This is a genomic window from Rickettsia bellii RML369-C (assembly GCF_000012385.1).
Lineage (GTDB): Bacteria > Pseudomonadota > Alphaproteobacteria > Rickettsiales > Rickettsiaceae > Rickettsia > Rickettsia bellii.
Genome location: NC_007940.1, coordinates 360,189 through 380,329 on the forward strand (window position 1 = coordinate 360,189; position 20,141 = coordinate 380,329).

The following is a 20,141-nucleotide window of genomic DNA, read 5'->3' on the forward strand; positions in this document are numbered from 1 at the left end:
TATTCAGGTGTGGGTGACCTTATATGTCATTCCCGTCGTTGCTAAGAATGACATAGAAGCTATGCGATAATACTCGGCAGGCAAATGACATAATCATATTATAACATTTTTATAGTATTACCTCAAATAGAATGATAGCATATATAAAATATTATATAATTTCAAGGAAATCTTTAGTTTATTTTAGTACTTAAAAATATACTATTAATTACATGAGTTGCTTATAAAAAAATATTACAAGCCATAACTTTCTTGATCTTCTTCTAATCCGCCTAAAACAGATGTATCTAGTTCTATATTAGAAATCGGCACAGAATCGTCTTGCACTTCTTCCTTAAGCTTAGCTTCATGTAAACGTAAAATTTCGGCTATTTCAGTTTTGTTGAGATTAATCTTTGGATGAGAAAGCAATAATTTAAGTGCTGTATCGTTACTGTTATTAATTACTAATTCTAAAGGAGTTCCATACTGATTTTTTTCACTAACTTCAATATTTTTATGAGAAAGTAGTGCTTGAATCATTTGATCATTATGGTCAATAATAGCTAATTGTAAAGGAGTAAGCCCATGTTGGTTTTCTTCATTGACATTAATATCTGGACGAAGAAGTAATGTTTGAAATACCTCATAGCTATTATAAATACTCCATTCTAAGGGAGTATACCCATCCTGATTTTTTTGATTAATATCTAGATGAGGCATCAGCACTTTAAATATTTCTAATTTATTACATATAATAACCCAATCTAAAGACGTATATCCCAGCTGATCTTTTTCATTAAATTTAATATCTGGATGAGAAAGCAATAATTTCACTATTTCAAGTTTATCACCATTAATAGCTTGCTGTAAAGGAGTTGTTTGATACTGGTTTTTTTGGTTAATCTCAAGACTTTTACAAGAAAGCAATAATTTCACTATTTCAAGTTTATCATCATTAATAGCTTGCTCTAAAATAGTAAATCCATAGATGTTTTTCTTATTAACTTCGATATTTTCATGAGAAAGTAGTTTTTTTACTATATCTAGTTTATTAAACGTAATAGCATAATCTAATAAAGTACCACCATTCTCATCGTGTTCATTGATATTTAATCCTTTAAAACTGAGCAGGTAATCTAATATTTCTTTATTATCAGAAGTAAAATTGATGTATAAAGCTTTAATTAAAGTGCTAGAAGAAATCTCAATTTTTGTTTCTATTATTTGCTTTATTATATTTATATTTTGGTAGTATGTAGCAGTAAAAAGAAGCTCTTCTGCTACATCTATTATATTTATAAATTGCATGAGATCATCCAATTTATAAGCTTTACTTGCATGGAATGTTAATAGCAGCTTACCTACTTTACTGGATAATTTTGTTTCTTGATGCTTATTTAAAGTATCAGCATCTTTTTCAAAAAGTGCTACTACTAGCTCTAACTCTTTTTTATCAAAGCTCTCAATTTTACCGGTTTCAATAAGTTTTTTTAAAGTTACACGACAATCGCCTGAAATAACGCAGTCTAAAATTTTAAAATTAGACTTTATCTTTATTTCATTTATTTTATGTAATTCTTCACTTTCTACATTATTTATATCAGCAAAGCTAATTTGTTTATGGTTAAGTAATTCTAAAATATTACTACTATTTGTACCTACTAAATCGTTTACTTTTTTGTATGATAACTCCATTAACTCTTTTAACTCTTGTGTGGAATTATTCGGGTAAAAATTACGAGCTATTTCAAACAGCTTTTTAACTAGAGGAATATCTTGGTCATCATCTAGATATATATATTCTACTAAGGTGTTTAGCAAAGGATAGTTACTTAAATAAGGTTCTATCTCTTCTTTTGTTACTATTCCTTCTTTTACTAATTTATGTTCTTCAACATTAGTTATTTCTCTATTACCTCTTAGATCTTCTTGCTTTTTCTGGAAATCTTGAGCTATTTGCTTATTAAAAGCTTCAATTTCTAGTTTGTGTTGATCAATTATGATTTTCTTTTCATCAGACGAAGTAGCTTGATTTAACTTATCTAAATATTTTTTTTCTAATTCTGTAGTTGGTTCTAATTTGGTAGTTTGTTCTATATTTTTTAAAAACCCATCTTTTATCAATTCTGAGGTTTTCTTATATATATTATTTTCTTCTTCTTTAGGAATTTCTTTATATTTACAATAATCTATAATTGCCTGATTAATTTCCTCAATTTCTTCGTCTAATTCTGGGTAATCACTATTTTTTTGAATTGAGCCGCTGCTTGCTATTTGTTCTACAATATAGCTAATAGTAATTTCCTGCTTATTATATTCTAAGGGAAATATATTTTGCACTATTGATTTTAAGTTTATTAAAATTGTCCCATATAGTTCTTGGGAAATTGATAAATTATCTTGTTCTTTCATATTAATACTTTATTAAAATCCCGGTATATTTTAATAAATAATTATTAATTTGTCAATAATTTATTAACTATTTGAGATAGGATAGATTAAGGGATGTCGCTCGTTAATCAAAAAATACTCTATATGTCATTTCCGCAGAGGCTTTGCCTGCGTGGATCATTTTTCTCTGTCATACTAGCTAACTTGATCGCAGGATCTTGTGCCATAGAATGTGTCCTGAGATACCGCAGTCAAGCTAGCTAGTATGACAAACTTTTTCCTAGATTCCTGCTTCCGCAGGAATGACATATAGAGATGCAGTAAAATTAGTCAAGCAGCTAGATAACAATTATACTTCAAAACCAACAATTTAGTATTACCATACAATTTCTCACGTATAATTTCGATATTTTCGTCTAAAACATAATCATCTGTTTTAGCCATTTCAACGACTATTATGGCGTCTGTATTAAGCCAGTTATTCTTTATAAGCAGCTTCATTACTTTCGTCACTATTTTATTATGATAAGGGGGGTCAACGAAGACGAGATCAAAAGCTGTGTTTGCTTTTGGCAGATTTAAGGCATTAATATTAACGAGATTAACTTTATTATGAATATTTAAGGTTTTAGCAAATTCTTCTGCTATTTTTAATGAAAATGCATCGATATCAATTAAAGTAGCAAAACCTGCTCCCCTTGATAGACTCTCAAAAGCAAGGCTACCGCTACCAGCAAATAAATCTAGTACTTTAATATTTTCATTGAATAATTTATTACCTATAAACTCACCGGAAGTTAATATGCTAAATATTGCTTCCTTAAGTTTGCCAGTAGAGGGACGATATTTAATATTTTTAGCAATAGGTATTTTCTGATTTTGAAATTTACCTGATATTATTTTTAACACTTATATAATTTTTTAGTTACTTCTCGGTATTCATTCGGCTTAAGATTATCAAGTTTAAAATCACCATACTCAGTTCTAATTAGCTTATTAACTTTTAATCCAAAATGCTCGAATATTCTTCTAATTTCCCGATTTTTGCCCTCAAACAAAATAACTTCAAGCCATGAGTTAGTGGAGTTTTTCCTAAGCAACTTTATTGATTGCGGATTATAAAATATTCCGTCAATTTCTAAATTTTTATAATTACTTTTTAATAGAGGATCAGGATTTCCATAAGCTCTAACATGATATACTCGTTTTAACTTGCTTGAGGGTAACTCAAACTGCCGAGCTAAATCACCATTATTGGTTAGTAATAATAAACCTTCACTATTTAAATCTAACCTACCTATTGAAATTACCCGAGGTAAACCTGTTAATTGTTCGAATACGGTTTTACGGGATAGCGGATCTTTATGGGTGGTAATTAAACCAACAGGCTTGTAGTAAATCCATAGCCTTGATTTTTGAGAAGAGGTAATTAAAGAGCCTGATACTTCAACTTGATTATCAGTATCAACATTTGTAGCAGGCGAGGTAACTATAATGCCATTTACTTTCACTTGCCCATCAAGAATTAGTTTTTCGGCATCTCGTCTAGAACAAATTCCGGCATTGCTGATTAATTTAGCTAATCTCTGCACTTTATTATTTTTTTAGGCTCATGATTCTGATGTCACACAATAAATAATCTAATTTACGGCTAGCTTATATTTTAAATTCACTAGTTTTATATGACAGTTGATACTACATTTATTGTTTGCTACCTTAGTAGAAGAAGGTTTTTTAGAACTTTTAGCCAAGGTTTTATTTGAGGATTTATTTACTTTAATATTCTTCAAAAACTTTTCGGTTTCAGCATGTAAATATTCTATTTTTACTTTAGCTAAACCTTGCTTTTTAAAAGCTAAAACTTCTGCTGCTTTTGCAGATACATCTATTATACGATTCGGCTTAAAAGGTCCACGGTCATTAACCATTAAAATTACTGATTTATTATTAGTTTTGTTAGTTACTTTAACTAAACATGGAAGAGGGAGAGTTTTGTGAGCAGCTGTTAATAAATTCTTATTAAACATATCCCCATTAGCAGTTTTTTTACCATGGAACTTGTCGCCGCCTCCACCATACCAAGAAGCATAGCCTGTTTCAGTAAAGCTTTTTGGAGCATTAGGTTTATAAGTTTTTCCCTTTATTTTATATTGGCTACCAACCTTATAATACCCTTTATAAACTAAATTATGGGGATCGTCTTTTGATAGTTCTTTATGTGAATGCTTACGAGAACATGGTGTTTTTTTTGAATTATTACAACCACTTAAGAAAAAACAATAAAAGATTAATAAAATTAGTAAAACAAATTTATGATTCATCACCCTCAGTGTTACTATTAAAATTATCTACTATTTTAGCATAACACACAACTTTTTCAACACCTTTTATTTTTGAGGCAAGATCAGCAAAGTTTTCTAGCTCTTCTTCTGACCTTGCAACCCCGAATAAATAAACCACGTTATCTACTGTTAAAACAGTATAATTAGCAAATTTAATATCCTTTCTGACTAGATTCTTAGCTTTAATCTGTGCTGTTATCATACTATCTCTAGTATATTGTGCTAAGTCAAAGTGATTGCTGTTTTTACTTACCTTTAACTCATTAATTACTTCAGTTACGCCTTTTTGATTCCAAGCAATCTCTACTGCTTTCAACGCATCTTCCTCTTTCTGAATATTTCCTGTTAAGAGCACTCTTCTTTCAGATACTTCAACTTTGATCTTAGCCCCTAACTCCTTAAAATTATTTTTTACTAAATCAGCTTTAATACCGGCTGAAATTCTTGAATCATTTAATGTTCCAGATATTGGCTGATCTTTTGAAGCAACAATACCAGTAGTAGTTGCTGCGGTAAAAATAGCCGGTAAACAACCTGAAAGATTAAAGGCTAGAGCTATGAAAACTAAAATTCTTAACATAGTATTATTAATAAATGAAAAGTTGGAAAAGTCGGTAGAAGAGTATATATTATATTTTACTATCGGGTAACTTATTTTTCAATAGTAGAGGCAATTGAAGTAAAATGAATACAAAAGTAATCGGCACTACGCCGAATACTTTAAACTTAACCCATGTTTCATCTGGGAAATTACGCCAAACTATTTCGTTAACTATAGCCATGAAAAAGAAAAAAGTTGCTGTTCTATAGCTTAAAGTAATCCAACTTTCTTCTTTGAGGCGGATTATACTTTCTAAAGCATATTTAATAAAAGGATTTTTCTTAATACCGCTTGTAAGGAAAATTATTCCAAAAATAACATATAATATAGTCGGTTTGATTTTTATATACATCGAATCACCACTAATTAAAGTTATAATACCAGAAACAAGTAATACAGCTGTAGAAATAATGGAAAGCCTCGACACTTTTTTATCTATAATATAACAAAGGGTAATACAAATAACAGAAGTAATAAGCATATAGAGGGTAGCACTTTGTATGCCGCCACCATAAAAAAATCCCGCAAAGAATGCTACTACTGGACCAATTTCTGATAAAAGTTTAAACATATTTTGATATTTCTTAACTTATTTGTTGTGTATTTTTTTTTGGTAATGGTGCTAAGATATTTTTAGAGTATCTTAGTCGCACTTGTATGAAAATATTTATTAATAATATAGTGGTAAAGTAAGCAAGCACTTGTAAACCATTAGGTCTTGCAATATAACCAGTAACAATATGTAAAATTTTACCTATCATACTTCTATCTGCTACTAACCAAGAGCTATCCCAAACTTGATCAGATAAGAACATAACTAAACCAGATGAGGTTAAAATTCCTGCCGCACTCGCTGCAAAACCACCTGCGATCAACATTAATAATATAGTAGAAATTTTAAAAATATATTTTTGATTGGCTATTTTAATTAAACCAAAACATATTATTAGACCAAGTAGAAAGCCGCTTGTAGCACCTATGATTAAGCCCTGTATATAGTTACTACTTGTTATAGTTTCAACTGAAGAAATACTATATACCAAAATAATAATTTCTGTACCTTCTCGCAATATAGTGCTAGCGACTAAAAAAACCAACATTAAATAGCTGGAATTACCTTCATGGATTTTTGTTGAGATATTGTTTATATGTTGTTTAACTTTTGTTCCATAGCCTTGCATCCATATTATTGTCCAGCTAAGTAAAATAGTGATCAATATCATAATTCCGGAGTCAAATAATTCGTCCCCCATGCCGCCGAAAGATAAAGATAACTTACGAGTAAAAAAGGCGAAAATTGAAGCGGATACTACCCCAAGCATTCCACCAGCAATAATATAAATACGTGATTTTTCTATATGCTTTGTTACTGCAAGTATTATACCAATTAACAAAGATATTTCTAAACATTCACGAAATACTATTAAAGCAATTTTAAACATATTTTTACTTAATCCTTAACAATTAAAAAACCTTGTGCTGTATCTTGGTGAAAATCTCCAAAAAAATCATATTTTCCCGGCTTTAAAGGAGCAAGTATAATTTTTATAGAATCATGTGGCATCACGATTTTTTCTCGATGTAAATCATGACTTTCAAATTCTTCTACAGTATCATCTTCATTATGAATAACTAATCTTATTTTAGTAGATTTTGGCACTTCTACTATGTCTGGAACAAATTTATGATCCTTTATAACTATTTTTATTTCTAGTATCTCTTCATTATTATTAGAATTTTTATTTGCTGAAATAAAAAGACTTATCCCTGCTATTAATAAAAATATTAAACTTGCCAATATAATAATATTTTTATTCTTTTGATTCGTTTGCATATTAAACTCCCAGCTTAAATAAAGTTTAAAACAAATTTTTGTTTACAAAATTTTTAACGGTCTCACATATTAATTAAATTTCATATCTTTAATAATTATAAAATTTACCCTGCAAATTTTATTAAAGCTACAAGATATACAATAATTATCATAATAACAAGCACAGATAATAAAATATAATTTTTTTGTTTCTTAATATCAGATATTTTACGTTGTTTCATATTTATTATTTAAAATCATTAATTTCAAGCATTAGATATTCATTTAAAGGTAATGATTCTTGTGAAATTATCTTATTTATATTAGACCCTAATGCCTTAAAAGTCTGTCCTTTTGCAATAACAGTTCGAGTACCTACCGGTACTTTACCTTGCAAAGCATAAGAAAAAATTAAAGGATAGGTAATATCACCGATTTTCATATCGACTTTTTGCCCTTTAGCTTTTGAGTCGTATAACACTTCACCATTTGCAAGGCGAGTAATTTTAGCATTAAAAGCTATCTTTTCACCACATAATAAAGGAATACGATAAGCTATTTCATTATCATAAATTTTAACTTCATTACTGTTAATAAAATTTTGTGGTAATATAGATTTGAGCATTACATTAACTCTATATGCACTATCGGCATTATCATTATTAGCACCAACACTAGCAGCATATTTAGCAGGAATAATAGCCTCTCTTGCTTGTCCTACATTCATTCCTACTATTACGTTATCAAGACCAAGCATTACAGCACCCGAACCTATAGTAAAAGTTTTCGTATCTTCTGAGATTAAATTATTACTCATATCCGATATTTGATAAAATACTGTAACTACATGACCACAAGAAGCAGGACCAACGTTCCCAGTACCAATTGTATTAATTTTAAATAGAGAGGTTATTAAATCTTTATGTACAGGAATAGTATAATCTTTAGTATCTATAGGTTTATTTAATGGCTGCAAAATATTTTCGAAGAATGCTTTACCTTCCTCAGTTTTAAGAGCATTAATTACTATTTTGGAAATTGTTCGTTCAAATAAATTGCCATTTAGAGAGACAGGAGGATCGTTATTAATACTAACTTGATTTTCGTTATTAGCTGAGTTATTTACACTTGCTTGTTCTATAATCGTAGCATTATTATCATCAGAAGAGATTTTTAACTTTGCTATATTATAAAGTACTAAAGCTACAATTATTAAAGATAGAAGTTTTTGCATATTAATAATATTAGTATTACAATTAAATTTACTATAACAATCAATTATTTAATAATCAAATGAGAATAAAAATAATTTGATTAATATGAATAATTGTTTTAATTTGATTATAGTATAGATCGGGAGTCGTCATTGCGAGGAGGCATTGCCTGCGTGGATCATTCTCCCCTCTGTCATCCCGTGATTTATTCACAGGATCCAGAAAAACAACTAGAAATATCAATATCCTCGGTATCCAGAAAATAATAAAAAATACTAATTTTATTAGTATTTTTAACTGGATCCCGTGGTCAAGCCACGGGATGACACCGAGGGCGTTTTTCGATCCACGCACCAATGCCGCCACGGCATTGTAAGAAAAGAAAGTGATATAATATAAGTTATAAATGTAATATAAACATTTATAAGAGAGTGTTAATACCCTATATAATGATATAGGGTATTAAGCGGGCATAAGCGACCGTCACGGTATAGTAGGTTTTATACGACCGGAGTCATCAAGGTACTATAGCCCGACTCTCGAGAAGTTTGAATAGTTGGAAGGGATGCGATAAGCACGCCCGATTACAATCCTAAACAATATAAAATCTCGAGGTACATATGATAAAATATCACAAACATATAGGAATTGATATAGGAAAATATAATTTTGTAGTAGGAATAGAGGGCATAAAAGATACAAAAGAATATGAGAATACAAGTTTCGGTATATTTGAATTTATTAATGATAATAAGGATATTTTAGCAAACTCTCTAACTGTAGTTGAAACAACAGGCGGATATGAACTAGAGTTATTGTATAGCTTATGTGAAAGAGGTTATGTAGTACATAGAGCAGATGCAAGAAAGGTAAAGAATTTTATCAGATCATATGGTAATAGTGCAAAAACAGATAAGTTAGATGCTAAAGCATTAGGATTATATGGTAAGGAGCGAGCAGATAAGCTTGAAGTATTTAAGCCTGAATCAAAACAAAATATACAATTATTTCGGTTAGTACAAAGACGGAATGATTTAAAGCAAATGTTAGTTGCCGAAAAGAATAGATTACAACAAGCAAATACAGATAAGTTTGTTAAAAATAGCTGTATAAATATGATAGATGTTTTAAGTAATCAAATTACAGAGATTACTAATCAGGTAGAAGTGATTATATCATCAGATCAGCTGTTAAAAGCAAAGCATGAGATATTGAAAGAGATAAATGGCATTGGTAATATAGTTGCTTTTGAGTTATTAATATTATTACCGGAGTTAGGGAAGTTAACAAGACGGCAGATTGCTGCGTCGATGCTACGCATCTCCTCGCAATGACGAAAAATAACAAAAAATAAAGTGGTGAAAAGTGAAAAAATTTATATTTTGTTTTTTATGTTTCTGGACATTAAATATATTTGCTGCTTCCAAAGGCTATCCTAATAAGCTTAATCGTTGTAAAATTACAAGAAATATATTTAATGATTATGAACCAAAAGTTTTTGAGCCTACCAATAATTTATTACGTAAGACAGGGCAGATATCTAGATTTTATGGTGAAAAAGTCATAATTAAAGGAATAGTACTGGATCAGAATTGTGTGCCCGTTGCAGATGCTAAAGTTTATTTATGGCAAGCAGGTAGCGGCGGTAAATATCCTTATGAACCTTTAAAAACACGTGTTGATAAAAGAAGATTTACCGGTAAAAAAGATTCTAGCTTTACTGGTAGCGGTACTGCTACCACTAATAATAAAGGTGAGTATTACTTTGTCAGTATGTTACCTTATAAATCTGTTGGTAATCTAAAAAGTGTTAATATAAGAGTAGAGCATGCCGATCTTAAAACATTAGAAACACGTTTAGATCTATCTAATAAAAATATATGTAGCAATGAATGTGGTGAGATTAATCCCGCTTTGATTGAGCCTCAACAACATCTACGATCATATTGTTTTGACTTAGTATTACAGGGTGCGACATTGAAGAGATATTGATATAATGTCATCCCGTGGCTTGACCAATAATACAGGACAGTTTTAAAAAAATGTTATATTTTATTCAGGTGTAGGTGACCTTATATGTCATTCCTGCGAAAGCGGGAATCCAGAAAAAAAAAGCATAAATACAGCAAGCTTTAAGAACTAAAAGCTCGATTTATCTCGCTTTATGCTGGATTCCCGCTTCTAGCTAGGAATGACATGGAATAAAACTATCCGGTACTATTGGCTTTTCCACGGGATTTCGTATTACAAATATATATCCTAAGATCCCGAGATCGAGCCGCAGGATGACACATCAGTCGGTGGTTCTAAAGGTTTTTTTATGCCGCAGCTACATAACATAGTGCATAAAAGTAAAAGTACAACGAAATCAAATTTTTTCATTATAATAATAAATTATTTTATGGGTTTAAGTAATTATAATAAATATTTTTTTACCATTACAGTATTTTTATTATTAATAATAGTTTTTACTCCTAAAATTTATGCAAATCCTAAGAATGGTTCTAATGTTCCTGATGATATAATTTTTTTTGATGAAGAAAAAAATCAATATTCTCTTGATCAGTTCGAGGGAAAAACTATATTATTAGTATTTTGGGCTACTTGGAGTGCTAATTGTGTAAAAGAGATGCCCGATCTTGATACATTACAGAAAGATTTTAGAAAGCTGCCTTTCTCAGTGATTCCGGTTTCAGAAGATTATCAAGACGTAAAAGTTATTATAGAGTATTATAAAAGTTACCAGATAAGATATTTACCAATTTATCAAGATTATAGAAATCAGCTATTTAAGGCTTTAGGAGTAATTAGTTTACCTACAAGCATATTAATAGATCCAAATGGTAAAATAGTAACTAGTTTTATAGGTAATACTAATTGGTATGATGAAAAAATTAGGGAAACTATTTTATCTGCTATACCAGGAAATTATCCAGAACCTAAAAATAGCTATAATGGGCAATCTTTGAATAAACCAGCAAAACCTTTGTAACCTATAAAAAAAGGAACAGTAAAAGATCTAATAAATCCTTTAGAAGCACCGGTTGAAGAAACACCAAAAGATAACAATGAGCAAGATAATGAACGAAGTAAATAAATCAACTATTGCGAATGCAGAGTTTGAACCAATAATAGCTAAACCTCAAATAAGTAAATTAGAGCAATTATTTGCCTCGATCTTTGGTGATTCTAAAGAAGTAGTTGCCGTTTTACGTTTAAACGGCGTTATAGGTAAAGTTAGTACTGTGCAGTCAGGGCTTACTTTAGAGTCGCTAAATGAGCTAATAGAAAAAGCTTTTAAAATAAAAAAGCTAAAAGCTTTATGTCTGATTATCAACTCCCCAGGTGGATCGCCTGTACAATCGGAACTTATTGCAAAACGTATCCGCACGCTTGCTAAAGAGCATAAAATCAAAATTTATAGTTTTATAGAAGATATGGCAGCATCGGGCGGCTATTGGCTAGCTTGTGCTGGTGATCAAATATATGCTTTGCATAGCTCGATTATAGGTAGTATCGGTGTAGTCTCAAGCGGCTTTGGCTTTCATGAAGCAATTAATAAGCTTGGAATAGAAAGAAGAGTCTATACAGAGGGGAAAAATAAAGCAGTTTTAGATCCTTTCAAACCTATTAATAAAGAGGATGTAAAAATTATTAAAGATCTACAAAAGCAAGTTTATGAGCATTTTGTTGATTATGTAAAAACAAGAAGAGTTGGTAAATTAACTCAACAAGACGATATTTTATTTAATGGCGAATTCTGGGCAGGACGAACAGCTCTTGATTATGGTTTAATTGATGACCTTGGCGATATGTATAGTACTATGAAAGCTAAATTTGGTGATAATATTAAATTTCAGTATCTTTGTGCTAAACAACCATGGATTAAAAAGAAGCTTGGTATGGCAAGTAAAATACTAACTGATAATTTTGCTGACTCCTTAATTAATGCAGTTGAAAATAAGATTATTAACGATAAATTTGATATAAAGTAACATGACTATAACACAAGTTAAAGTTAAGAAATTAGATAATTTTTTCGGCAAATTGCCTGAATATGCTACTGATCATAGTGCTGGTATGGATTTAACGGCAGCAAACGAGCAACCTATAACTATAAAAGCAGGCGAAATACAGCTAATTCCAACCGGTATTGCTATTGCACTGCCGGAATTATTTGAAGCACAAATAAGACCTCGTTCAGGGCTTGCCGCCAAAAATGGCATTACAGTTGCTAATTCCCCTGGTACTATTGATGCTGATTATCGTGGTGAGATAAAAGTTATTCTTATTAATTTAGGTAAAGATGACTTTGTTATAGAAAAAGGTATGAGAATTGCTCAAATGGTAATATCAAAATATGAGCGTATATCATGGAAAGAAAGCGAAACTCTTGAAGAGACTGCAAGAGGTAGTGGCGGCTTCGGTTCTACAGGAGTATACCTTTGATACTTCAAGATTTGATAAGCCAAATTACGGGACTCGTCTTTGCTCACGTAGTTTATCTACGTTCCGCAGACTCACCGCTTATTTGACTTACCAACTTTTGAAGTATCTGCGGTATATAAATTTAGTCATTATAACTCATGAAAATTCTAGCATTTGATACGGCAAATAATACGGCATCGGTAGCACTTTCAGATAACGACAATATCTTAGCGTATGCGGAAGAATTACGCCCGTCTATGCAGGCAGAAAATCTAATGCCGATGATAGAACAAGTAATGAAAGCTGCTCAGTGTTCGTATGATGAGCTGGATTATCTAGCAGTAACAAACGGTCCTGGTAGTTTTACAGGAATTAGGATAGGGCTTGCTGTAGCTAAGGGTATATTATTTGCCAAAAAGAATATTAAAGGTGTGGCGGTTAGTAATTTTGAGCATGCTTATTTTAGAGCTATAGGGCAGGTTAAAGATTATGATAAAATATATGTATTCTTAAACGCCTATCGTAGTCAGCTTTATTTACAGATTTTTGATAGATCAGGTAAAACAAATGAACCGTTATTAATAGATTTTGATTATGCTATAGAACTACTTAAGAACGAGAAAGGGAATATAGTTTGTTGCGGTAGCGGTCTTGAATTTATATATACTCAAGTTAAAAATCTGCCGAATATAATAATTCTGCCACGCTTTGCTAGAGTTAAAGCATTTATTATTTGTAGATATGTAGCAAGCTTACTTGCAAATAAGGCGGAGTTAAATAGTGCTATAGAGCCGCTTTATATCCGCACACCTGATGCTAAAATAAGCGTCATAAATAGCAAATTACAGCAATAATTTACTATTTATATTTAAAACTTTAAACCAATATTGCTTTAGAACAATACACATCATCAATACCTAACGTTTCAATAAGAGGCATAGAATCTTCAATATAACTTGTATTGTGATATAAATTATATATCGGGATATTTTTTTCAATAAAGATATTTTGCATCACTTGTGGTAAATCGTGATTTGAAATAGTAGTTTTTAATAATCTTTCATCTGAGATCGTATCTAGAGCTTTTTTTAAATAGGTAGTAGGAAGTATACTTTTTAATTTAACAATAATAAAAAATTTTACCTTATCAGAAGTCATATTTTGTTTTTTAGATTGTTCAACTTTATTAAATTCAATTATATTCTCTTCACCGAATATAAATTCATCATTAGCCTTAAAAGAAGCAGGTTTAAAAGAATTGTTTCTTCCAAACGAATTGAAAAAATTTTTTGTTAATTTACTTAGTGCTATTATCATAATTCTACTTATTTATTCATTTTAATAATCAGCGTTGCAGTATATTAGGAATTATAGAATAATCAAGAAAAAAGTTAATATTTATTATAAAATTACTTGAAAGTCTAGTGAAATAAGCACTTAGTAAAATACAAGTTTTAATAAAAAATAGTTAATATTTCTCAATAATTATCCTTGCATTATTTTTTGGATAAAATTAGAAATTTTATTCCATTAAATTAAGAGGAATTATGCCTATACAACATAAGATGCCGGAACAAAAATGGCAGATTTTTTTGAGAGCTTTAGGAGCGAAAGGAATAGAAGTAGAAACAGTAACTGATAGTAAAGTTATTTTTAAAATTAGTGCTGAAGATTTAGAGCATCTACGTAATTTATTGGATGATAAGGAAGCATTAAAGAAAAATGTCATACATGCTTTATTTAATAGCGAAAAAAATAATATAGAGAAATTGGAGGAATACACATATGATGCTGATATATTAGATAAAGATATCAGTAAATTATTAAATAAAATCGTATCTCCTAAATTTATACAAAAAAATAATATTGATAATATTTTAGATAAATTAAGAATTGAGTTTGATGAAAAATTATTGGTAAGTAAAGGGAAGCTCAGTTTTAAAAATCCGATAAAAAAAGATATAAAAGAAGCAACGCTTAAATTATTACAAGCTACTATAAAAGATGAAAAGTCTCTATCAAAAATTTTAGTAAATGAAGAAGATATAACTCCTTTTCAAAAAGCTATATACCATCCTACTGATTTTTCTCAATTAATAACGCAAATTAGTTCTAATGAAGAAAATTCTCTAAACTTTATTATGAATAATGGGGCAATAGCACAAAGCGTGCAAGTTTATACTGCTGACGGTAAAGCTCCTATTATTGCTTCTGACTTAAAGGATGGATTTATTATTGATAAACAATATTTGTTAAAATATTTATTACCAATATTTAATGGTTTTATTTGGAATGAAGAAGGAAAGTTTCCTATTATGTTTGCTCCAAAAAATCCAAAAGTTTTAGATGGGGAAAATAATTACGCTCATAATATTAGTTTATTAATTGATATTAGCGGTAGTATGGAAAAAGATTTTAGCGTTTACAAAAATAATATATTAAAAATATTAGATAAATTAGCTGAAATTCCCAATTGGCAAATTAATATAGTAGTTTTTAATGACGAAAGTACAGCACGATCATTTTCAAATCAGGAAAATAATATTGAAGATATCAAAGTTTATATCAATAATTTAAAAGCAAATGGTTATACAAAATTATATGGTACTATTAAAGAAGCTTTAGAGTCTTTTAAAGGAAAAATTGATGAGTCTTCTACCCTTATAGTATTTACCGATGGGAAAGATGAGGGAACTAACAGTAATGTTACTGAAAAGGATGTAGTCGATGTTACGAGTGAAGTAATAAAAAATCCTCAATTTAATATGTATACTGTAGGATTTGGTCAATATTATAACCAAGAATTTTTTGAACAAGTCGCTACACGTGGAGGGTTTACTCATGTTAGCTTAAATGATCCTACAGGGATGCATCAACTTCAGCAATATATAGATAATATTGAGCAAAAAGTAATGACATTTGAAATAATTACGGAGGAGCTAAAATTGATAACACGAGTAAAAGCCGGCGATGTATTTATTGGAGGTGAAGTTAATATTAGTGAAGGAAATGAATTTCATATGAATGGACAACCATTTTCTATTGGAACGGAAAATCATGAGGTAGAAACTATCGGGATATCCGAATACGTTGCTTAATTATTAACATTTCCCTTGCTAGTATTATTATATAGCCTTAAAGTTAAATATTAATATTAGTGAGGGATATATGAATTTACTAGCAAGTATTACCGGCAAGAATTATGTAAACGGGAAGTTTATAACTGCTTCAAAGCAAGTTTCGGTTGTTAATCCTTCGACTTTAAAAGAAATTGCAACTGTGCCGAATTTGGAATTATCAGAAATTAATTCTGCAATAGATAACACAGTGCAAACCTTTTCAGCATGGTCGCAAAGTTTTTTTGAGGAAAGAATAGCGATTCTACGCAAATGGCATGCTTTAGTGATCGAAAATATTGATGAGCTAAGTCATATATTAACCTTAGAGCAGGGGAAAATACTTGCTGAATCAAAAAAAGAAATCCTATATGGGGCATCTTTTATTAATTGGTATACATATGCAATTCATAATATTCATTCTGTTGTAAAGCCTGGCAATAACAAGAATCATAAAATCGTTACGCATTATGAGCCTGTTGGTCCAGCTGCTGCTATAACACCTTGGAATTTCCCAAATGCCATGATTACCCGCAAGGTAGTTCCTGCAATAGCAGCCGGTTGCAGCGTTATATTAAAGCCGTCAAGTCTTACACCGCTTTCGGCTTTAGTACTAGCAAAGTTAGCTTACGACGCCGGATTGCCGGCAGGAGTGTTTAACGTTATTACTGGTGATTCTAACATTATCGGTAAAGCTTTTTGTGAAGATTTTAGACTGCGTAAATTATCGTTTACTGGTTCTACAAATGTTGGCAAAATTCTATATCAAGCTTCGGCAAATACTGTAAAGCGTTTATCTTTAGAGCTTGGCGGTAATGCTCCTTTCATTATAACAGCTGATAATGATCTAGAAAAAGTCGCAGATGATTTGGTTATTTCTAAGACTCGAAATAGCGGACAGTCTTGCACTTCCCCTAATAGAATATTTGTAGAAGAATCTATATATGAAAAATTTATAGAAATTCTAACTCCTAAATTTAACAAACTTAAAGCAGGCGACGGATTTGATAACGCATCGGATGTAGGTCCACTAATTAATTCTGCTGCTATAGAGAAAATCCAAAAATTGCTTGCCGATGCTCAAAATAGAGGGGCTAAGTTAATTTGCGGTGGTAAGGCTAATAATAATTTCATTGAGCCAACTATTATTATTGATTGTTTAGATAATATGGATATCTTTAAAACGGAAATATTCGGTCCGGTAATTGCTTGCTATAAATTTAAGAGTTTAGACGAGGTAATAGAGCGTGCTAATAATACCGAATATGGCTTGCAAGGATATGTATATTCGCAGAATTTAAGCGTTGCTAAGATGATGGCAACAAAGCTTGATTTCGGTATGATATCGATTAATGATCCGCTGCCGGCTAATGCTAAAGCTCCTTTTGCGGGGCGTAAAGCGTCAGGTTTTGGAGTTGAAGGATCATTTGAAGGAATTATTTGAATATCTAAACTCCAAATATATAAATTTACAACAAACATAGAATGAAAATATATGCCTACATTTAGTACTCTTAAGCCGGAGCTAAAAAAGGAAATAAAAGATATCATTAATTTAGCCATACAAGAAAATATTAATAATGAAGAATTGACTGCAAAATGTAAAAGTTTTTTTGAGTCAGTATTTTCAGATAATAACAAATCTTGTATTGATGAATGTTATCAAATCTTATTTATATTGTGTGAGACAGAATTTTAAAGAGTCTATTTCTATACCTGATCCTATTACAATTTTAACAGTTCAATTATCATGTTTATATGATCCTTCTTCTCTGCCTTTAGGTGTAACTAATTTAGATAATAATGAGGAGTAAAAATTATGCCAATAATTATAGATAATTTTGAAAAAAATAAAGAAATTAGTGAAATATTAAATAATAAAGAAGTAGTTAATTTAGAGTTACAGGAAGTATCTAATGATTTTGCTCAATTATTAAATGATTATAATTTGATTTCTAAAGAGCAATTTCATCCTCTTAAAATACTGATAGAATTATTTGATGAGAAGAAGATAATAATACCGCAAGAACTTAATAAATCATTGTTTTATCTACTAATTGACATTCAAGATAATTTTATTGATTCAGAAGACTTTGTAAAAGATATAGATAATTGTTTAGAGATTGTGGATGCTTTAGGTTTAGGTGATTATTATTAACTTTATATATAACTAATTTAAATAGCAATAATGAGAAGTAAAAATTATGCCAGCACTTACAGATGAATTTGATAAAGAATTAGAAGCAATTTATGAAAGATTTGATTTAATAAAAAATAAAGACTTTATGTTACCGGAAAATCAAAAAGATATACAAACTTTCTTGATGTTAGCATCTGATTATCTAGGAAAAAACTTAGAAGAAAAGACAAAATTGTCAATTGGTTATTTGCCAATTTTAATAAAATTAATAAAAATATTTTCTGAAATAAATAAAAAATTATCTGATGAGCTCGAAGAGTCTTTGGATAAAGTTTTAAATTTATATAAAGATAAAGAGGATACTAAAGAATTCCAAACAGAGATAGAAGAAAGCCTAAATATGGTTAAGACTCTAGGATTGCTATGTGATGAAAATATGGGTGATTTTTAAATTGATTGATTTTTTAAGAATATATTGACAGCTTGTTATATCTCCGTGTATTAAATTAATATAAATCTCGGAGTTTTTATGACCACAACTTTTCAACTTATACAAGAGTCTAATTTTACTGAAGCAGTTAAAGAATTAACAAGAGAGAACGTAAACGAGCGAGGAGATATCGTTTTTACATTAAATTTTAACAATAAACAATTTTCTTATGCAGCGAAGAACGTTAATACTTTAGAAGCTTTATGTTTTATGAATTCGGTATTATCTTTAACTTCCACTTCTCAACAGCAATTAAAAGACAGATTAAATATATTAAAAAGTTGTATCAAAACTGCATATAATAAAATGCACGAATATGATAATGCAATCTGGAATGGAAGAGATGATAACAATAACAGCACAGCAATATGGCTTGCTTGGGGAGGAGTCTCAGAAAAGCTTAAGGATTTGTTAGACAAGCACCCTAATTTGATAGAGGATGAACAAGAACTTATCCGTAATGCTTTTGATGTAACAATGGAAGTGGGGCATTTAAATATAGAGCAAAAAATAGAATTAGCTAAAGTTTTAATTCCTTTAGGAATACAAATTAATAATTTAAATACATATAACATCATATTGCAAAATGAGAATTATTTAGCAGCTTTTAAAAATATCATAGAAGATGCTAGTAATTTATCTTCAGAAATATTTAGTAAATTTGTAGATAATGTAATTAGCAAAATAGGTATTTTAATTAGTAATTCTAAAGCCCAAAAAATAGATAATTCTATTATTAAAAATGCTATAACAAAATGTTATGAAATAATTGAACAAATATTTAAGCATGAAGAAAAAATAAATATTAAAGACACATTAGAAAAAGATTTAAGTACTTCAAATACTTATGTTTCTCCATTTTTACACTGGTTATTGGAATTGGGTAATAATAATTTGACTTCTATTTTACAAAATTATGATCAAAATAAAAAGTTTGATTTTTATGTAAAAGATTGGAATGGTAAGGAAGCATACAGAAGTGCATTAGAATGGATAGCTAATTATAGATTTGATATTTTAAATAATGAAGTTTTCAAACCTTATTTAAATCCATCTAAAAAACAAGAAAATGAAAAGATACTGATAAATTTAGTAAGTAATGGCAGTAAGGTAAATGACACAAAGCAAATAGCACCTTTTTTTAAAGAATTATTAGAGCATAGACCACCTTTATTTAATAATAACCTTAATAATACAAAACAAGCTATTTGCAATAAAATGTTTCAAGAATCAGTAAATGCTAAAAAAATTTCATCTGAAATTTATACAGATCAAACATTAGATTTTGCTTCATGTTTAATTGCTATACAACAATTTGAAAAAGAAATAGTGGATAGTCTAGGCGTTGCTAATCTTAACCCGTACGATTAAATTAAAATTATTGTGTGGATCATTTTCCCCTGTCATACCGTGATTTATTCGGCGTTGTTGCATGGGTTCTTTCTTACCTGTCACCCCGTGGCTTGCTAACTAGGTCCAGCTAAAAAATACTAATAAAATTAGTATTATTTATTATTTTCTGGATCTAGTTAGCAAGCCACGGTATTGTAAGAAAAGAAAGTGATATAATATAAGTTATAAATGTAATATAAACATTTATAAGAGAGTGTTAATACCCTATATA

The 20,141-nt window shown here is 29.8% G+C and carries 23 protein-coding genes and 1 pseudogene; 13 read left to right on the forward strand and 11 right to left on the reverse strand.

What is annotated here, in order from left to right:
* Positions 1-234: 234 nt before the first annotated feature.
* The 9 genes from RBE_RS01620 to RBE_RS01660 all read right to left on the reverse strand — a co-directional run bounded on the left by RBE_RS01620 (position 235) and on the right by RBE_RS01660 (position 8,363).
* Positions 235-2,394: an ankyrin repeat domain-containing protein gene (locus RBE_RS01620; RefSeq protein ID WP_011477011.1), complete on the reverse strand. Its 2,160-nt coding sequence runs from the start codon at positions 2,392-2,394 to the stop codon at positions 235-237.
* 309 nt (positions 2,395-2,703) lie between these two features.
* On the reverse strand, positions 2,704-3,282 hold the full coding sequence (rsmD, locus tag RBE_RS01625; protein WP_011477012.1) for a 16S rRNA (guanine(966)-N(2))-methyltransferase RsmD: 579 nt from the start codon (positions 3,280-3,282) through the stop codon (positions 2,704-2,706).
* Positions 3,276-3,965, reverse strand: a complete 690-nt coding sequence (locus tag RBE_RS01630; protein WP_011477013.1) for a pseudouridine synthase — start codon at positions 3,963-3,965, stop codon at positions 3,276-3,278. Before RBE_RS01630 ends, rsmD begins: the two co-directional genes overlap by 7 nt.
* 48 nt (positions 3,966-4,013) lie before the next feature.
* Positions 4,014-4,694 carry a septal ring lytic transglycosylase RlpA family protein gene (locus RBE_RS01635; protein WP_012152113.1) on the reverse strand — a complete coding sequence of 227 codons (681 nt, stop codon included), beginning with the start codon at positions 4,692-4,694 and terminating at the stop codon, positions 4,014-4,016.
* Entirely contained in the window at positions 4,684-5,295 is a 612-nt protein-coding gene (locus tag RBE_RS01640; protein WP_011477015.1) for a BON domain-containing protein, read from the reverse strand. Before RBE_RS01640 ends, RBE_RS01635 begins: the two co-directional genes overlap by 11 nt.
* Positions 5,296-5,344: 49 nt before the next feature.
* Positions 5,345-5,887 (reverse strand): septation protein A, encoded by a 543-nt coding sequence (locus RBE_RS01645; protein ID WP_011477016.1) that lies wholly within the window; start codon positions 5,885-5,887, stop codon positions 5,345-5,347.
* A gap of 13 nt (positions 5,888-5,900) precedes the next feature.
* Positions 5,901-6,758, reverse strand: a complete 858-nt coding sequence (locus RBE_RS01650) for an FTR1 family protein (protein WP_011477017.1) — start codon at positions 6,756-6,758, stop codon at positions 5,901-5,903.
* An 8-nt stretch (positions 6,759-6,766) separates the two neighbouring features.
* Positions 6,767-7,150 carry a cupredoxin domain-containing protein gene (locus tag RBE_RS01655; protein ID WP_011477018.1) on the reverse strand — a complete coding sequence of 128 codons (384 nt, stop codon included), beginning with the start codon at positions 7,148-7,150 and terminating at the stop codon, positions 6,767-6,769.
* A gap of 226 nt (positions 7,151-7,376) precedes the next feature.
* Positions 7,377-8,363, reverse strand: a complete 987-nt coding sequence (locus RBE_RS01660) for an FKBP-type peptidyl-prolyl cis-trans isomerase (protein WP_011477019.1) — start codon at positions 8,361-8,363, stop codon at positions 7,377-7,379.
* 600 nt (positions 8,364-8,963) lie between these two features.
* Between RBE_RS01660 and RBE_RS01670 the strand changes: the two genes are divergently transcribed.
* Positions 8,964-9,677 (forward strand): IS110 family transposase, encoded by a 714-nt coding sequence (locus RBE_RS01670; RefSeq protein WP_011477020.1) that lies wholly within the window; start codon positions 8,964-8,966, stop codon positions 9,675-9,677.
* A gap of 31 nt (positions 9,678-9,708) precedes the next feature.
* The gene (locus RBE_RS01675; protein ID WP_011477021.1) at positions 9,709-10,335 is read left to right on the forward strand and encodes a dioxygenase; all 627 of its coding nucleotides are present in this window, start codon (positions 9,709-9,711) and stop codon (positions 10,333-10,335) included.
* A 267-nt stretch (positions 10,336-10,602) separates the two neighbouring features.
* Here RBE_RS01675 and lptM read toward each other — a convergent pair whose 3' ends face one another.
* Positions 10,603-10,725, reverse strand: a complete 123-nt coding sequence (gene lptM, locus RBE_RS09685) for an LPS translocon maturation chaperone LptM (RefSeq protein WP_408011359.1) — start codon at positions 10,723-10,725, stop codon at positions 10,603-10,605.
* A gap of 19 nt (positions 10,726-10,744) precedes the next feature.
* On the opposite strand from lptM, the gene RBE_RS01680 reads away from it, so the two are divergent.
* From RBE_RS01680 to tsaB, 4 genes are all read left to right on the forward strand, one after another.
* Positions 10,745-11,335: a TlpA disulfide reductase family protein gene (locus RBE_RS01680; RefSeq protein ID WP_011477022.1), complete on the forward strand. Its 591-nt coding sequence runs from the start codon at positions 10,745-10,747 to the stop codon at positions 11,333-11,335.
* Between the two features lie 88 nt (positions 11,336-11,423).
* Positions 11,424-12,338 (forward strand): S49 family peptidase, encoded by a 915-nt coding sequence (locus tag RBE_RS01685; protein ID WP_011477023.1) that lies wholly within the window; start codon positions 11,424-11,426, stop codon positions 12,336-12,338.
* Between the two features lies 1 nt (position 12,339).
* Positions 12,340-12,792, forward strand: a complete 453-nt coding sequence (gene dut / locus RBE_RS01690) for a dUTP diphosphatase (protein WP_011477024.1) — start codon at positions 12,340-12,342, stop codon at positions 12,790-12,792.
* 137 nt (positions 12,793-12,929) lie between these two features.
* On the forward strand, positions 12,930-13,625 hold the full coding sequence (gene tsaB / locus RBE_RS01695; RefSeq protein WP_011477025.1) for a tRNA (adenosine(37)-N6)-threonylcarbamoyltransferase complex dimerization subunit type 1 TsaB: 696 nt from the start codon (positions 12,930-12,932) through the stop codon (positions 13,623-13,625).
* Between the two features lie 22 nt (positions 13,626-13,647).
* On the opposite strand, the gene RBE_RS01700 is transcribed toward tsaB, so the two are convergent.
* Positions 13,648-14,088 carry a hypothetical protein gene (locus tag RBE_RS01700; RefSeq protein ID WP_011477026.1) on the reverse strand — a complete coding sequence of 147 codons (441 nt, stop codon included), beginning with the start codon at positions 14,086-14,088 and terminating at the stop codon, positions 13,648-13,650.
* A 230-nt stretch (positions 14,089-14,318) separates the two neighbouring features.
* On the opposite strand from RBE_RS01700, the gene RBE_RS01705 reads away from it, so the two are divergent.
* The 7 genes and pseudogenes from RBE_RS01705 to RBE_RS01730 all read left to right on the forward strand — a co-directional run bounded on the left by RBE_RS01705 (position 14,319) and on the right by RBE_RS01730 (position 19,888).
* A complete protein-coding gene (locus tag RBE_RS01705; protein ID WP_011477027.1) occupies positions 14,319-15,869 on the forward strand; it encodes a vWA domain-containing protein in 1,551 nt (516 codons plus the stop codon).
* 70 nt (positions 15,870-15,939) lie between these two features.
* Positions 15,940-17,371: pseudogene (locus tag RBE_RS01710) on the forward strand (NAD-dependent succinate-semialdehyde dehydrogenase).
* A gap of 11 nt (positions 17,372-17,382) precedes the next feature.
* Entirely contained in the window at positions 17,383-17,586 is a 204-nt protein-coding gene (locus RBE_RS01715) for a hypothetical protein (RefSeq protein WP_012152101.1), read from the forward strand.
* On the forward strand, positions 17,570-17,701 hold the full coding sequence (locus RBE_RS09450) for a hypothetical protein (RefSeq protein ID WP_266105172.1): 132 nt from the start codon (positions 17,570-17,572) through the stop codon (positions 17,699-17,701). The genes RBE_RS01715 and RBE_RS09450 overlap by 17 nt, the downstream gene beginning before the upstream one ends.
* Positions 17,702-17,706: 5 nt before the next feature.
* Positions 17,707-18,045 (forward strand): hypothetical protein, encoded by a 339-nt coding sequence (locus RBE_RS01720; protein WP_011477029.1) that lies wholly within the window; start codon positions 17,707-17,709, stop codon positions 18,043-18,045.
* 46 nt (positions 18,046-18,091) lie between these two features.
* Complete coding sequence (locus RBE_RS01725; protein ID WP_011477030.1) at positions 18,092-18,478, forward strand: hypothetical protein; 387 nt, start codon at positions 18,092-18,094, stop codon at positions 18,476-18,478.
* Positions 18,479-18,556: 78 nt separating this feature from the next.
* Positions 18,557-19,888: a hypothetical protein gene (locus RBE_RS01730; protein WP_011477031.1), complete on the forward strand. Its 1,332-nt coding sequence runs from the start codon at positions 18,557-18,559 to the stop codon at positions 19,886-19,888.
* Positions 19,889-20,141: the final 253 nt, after the last annotated feature.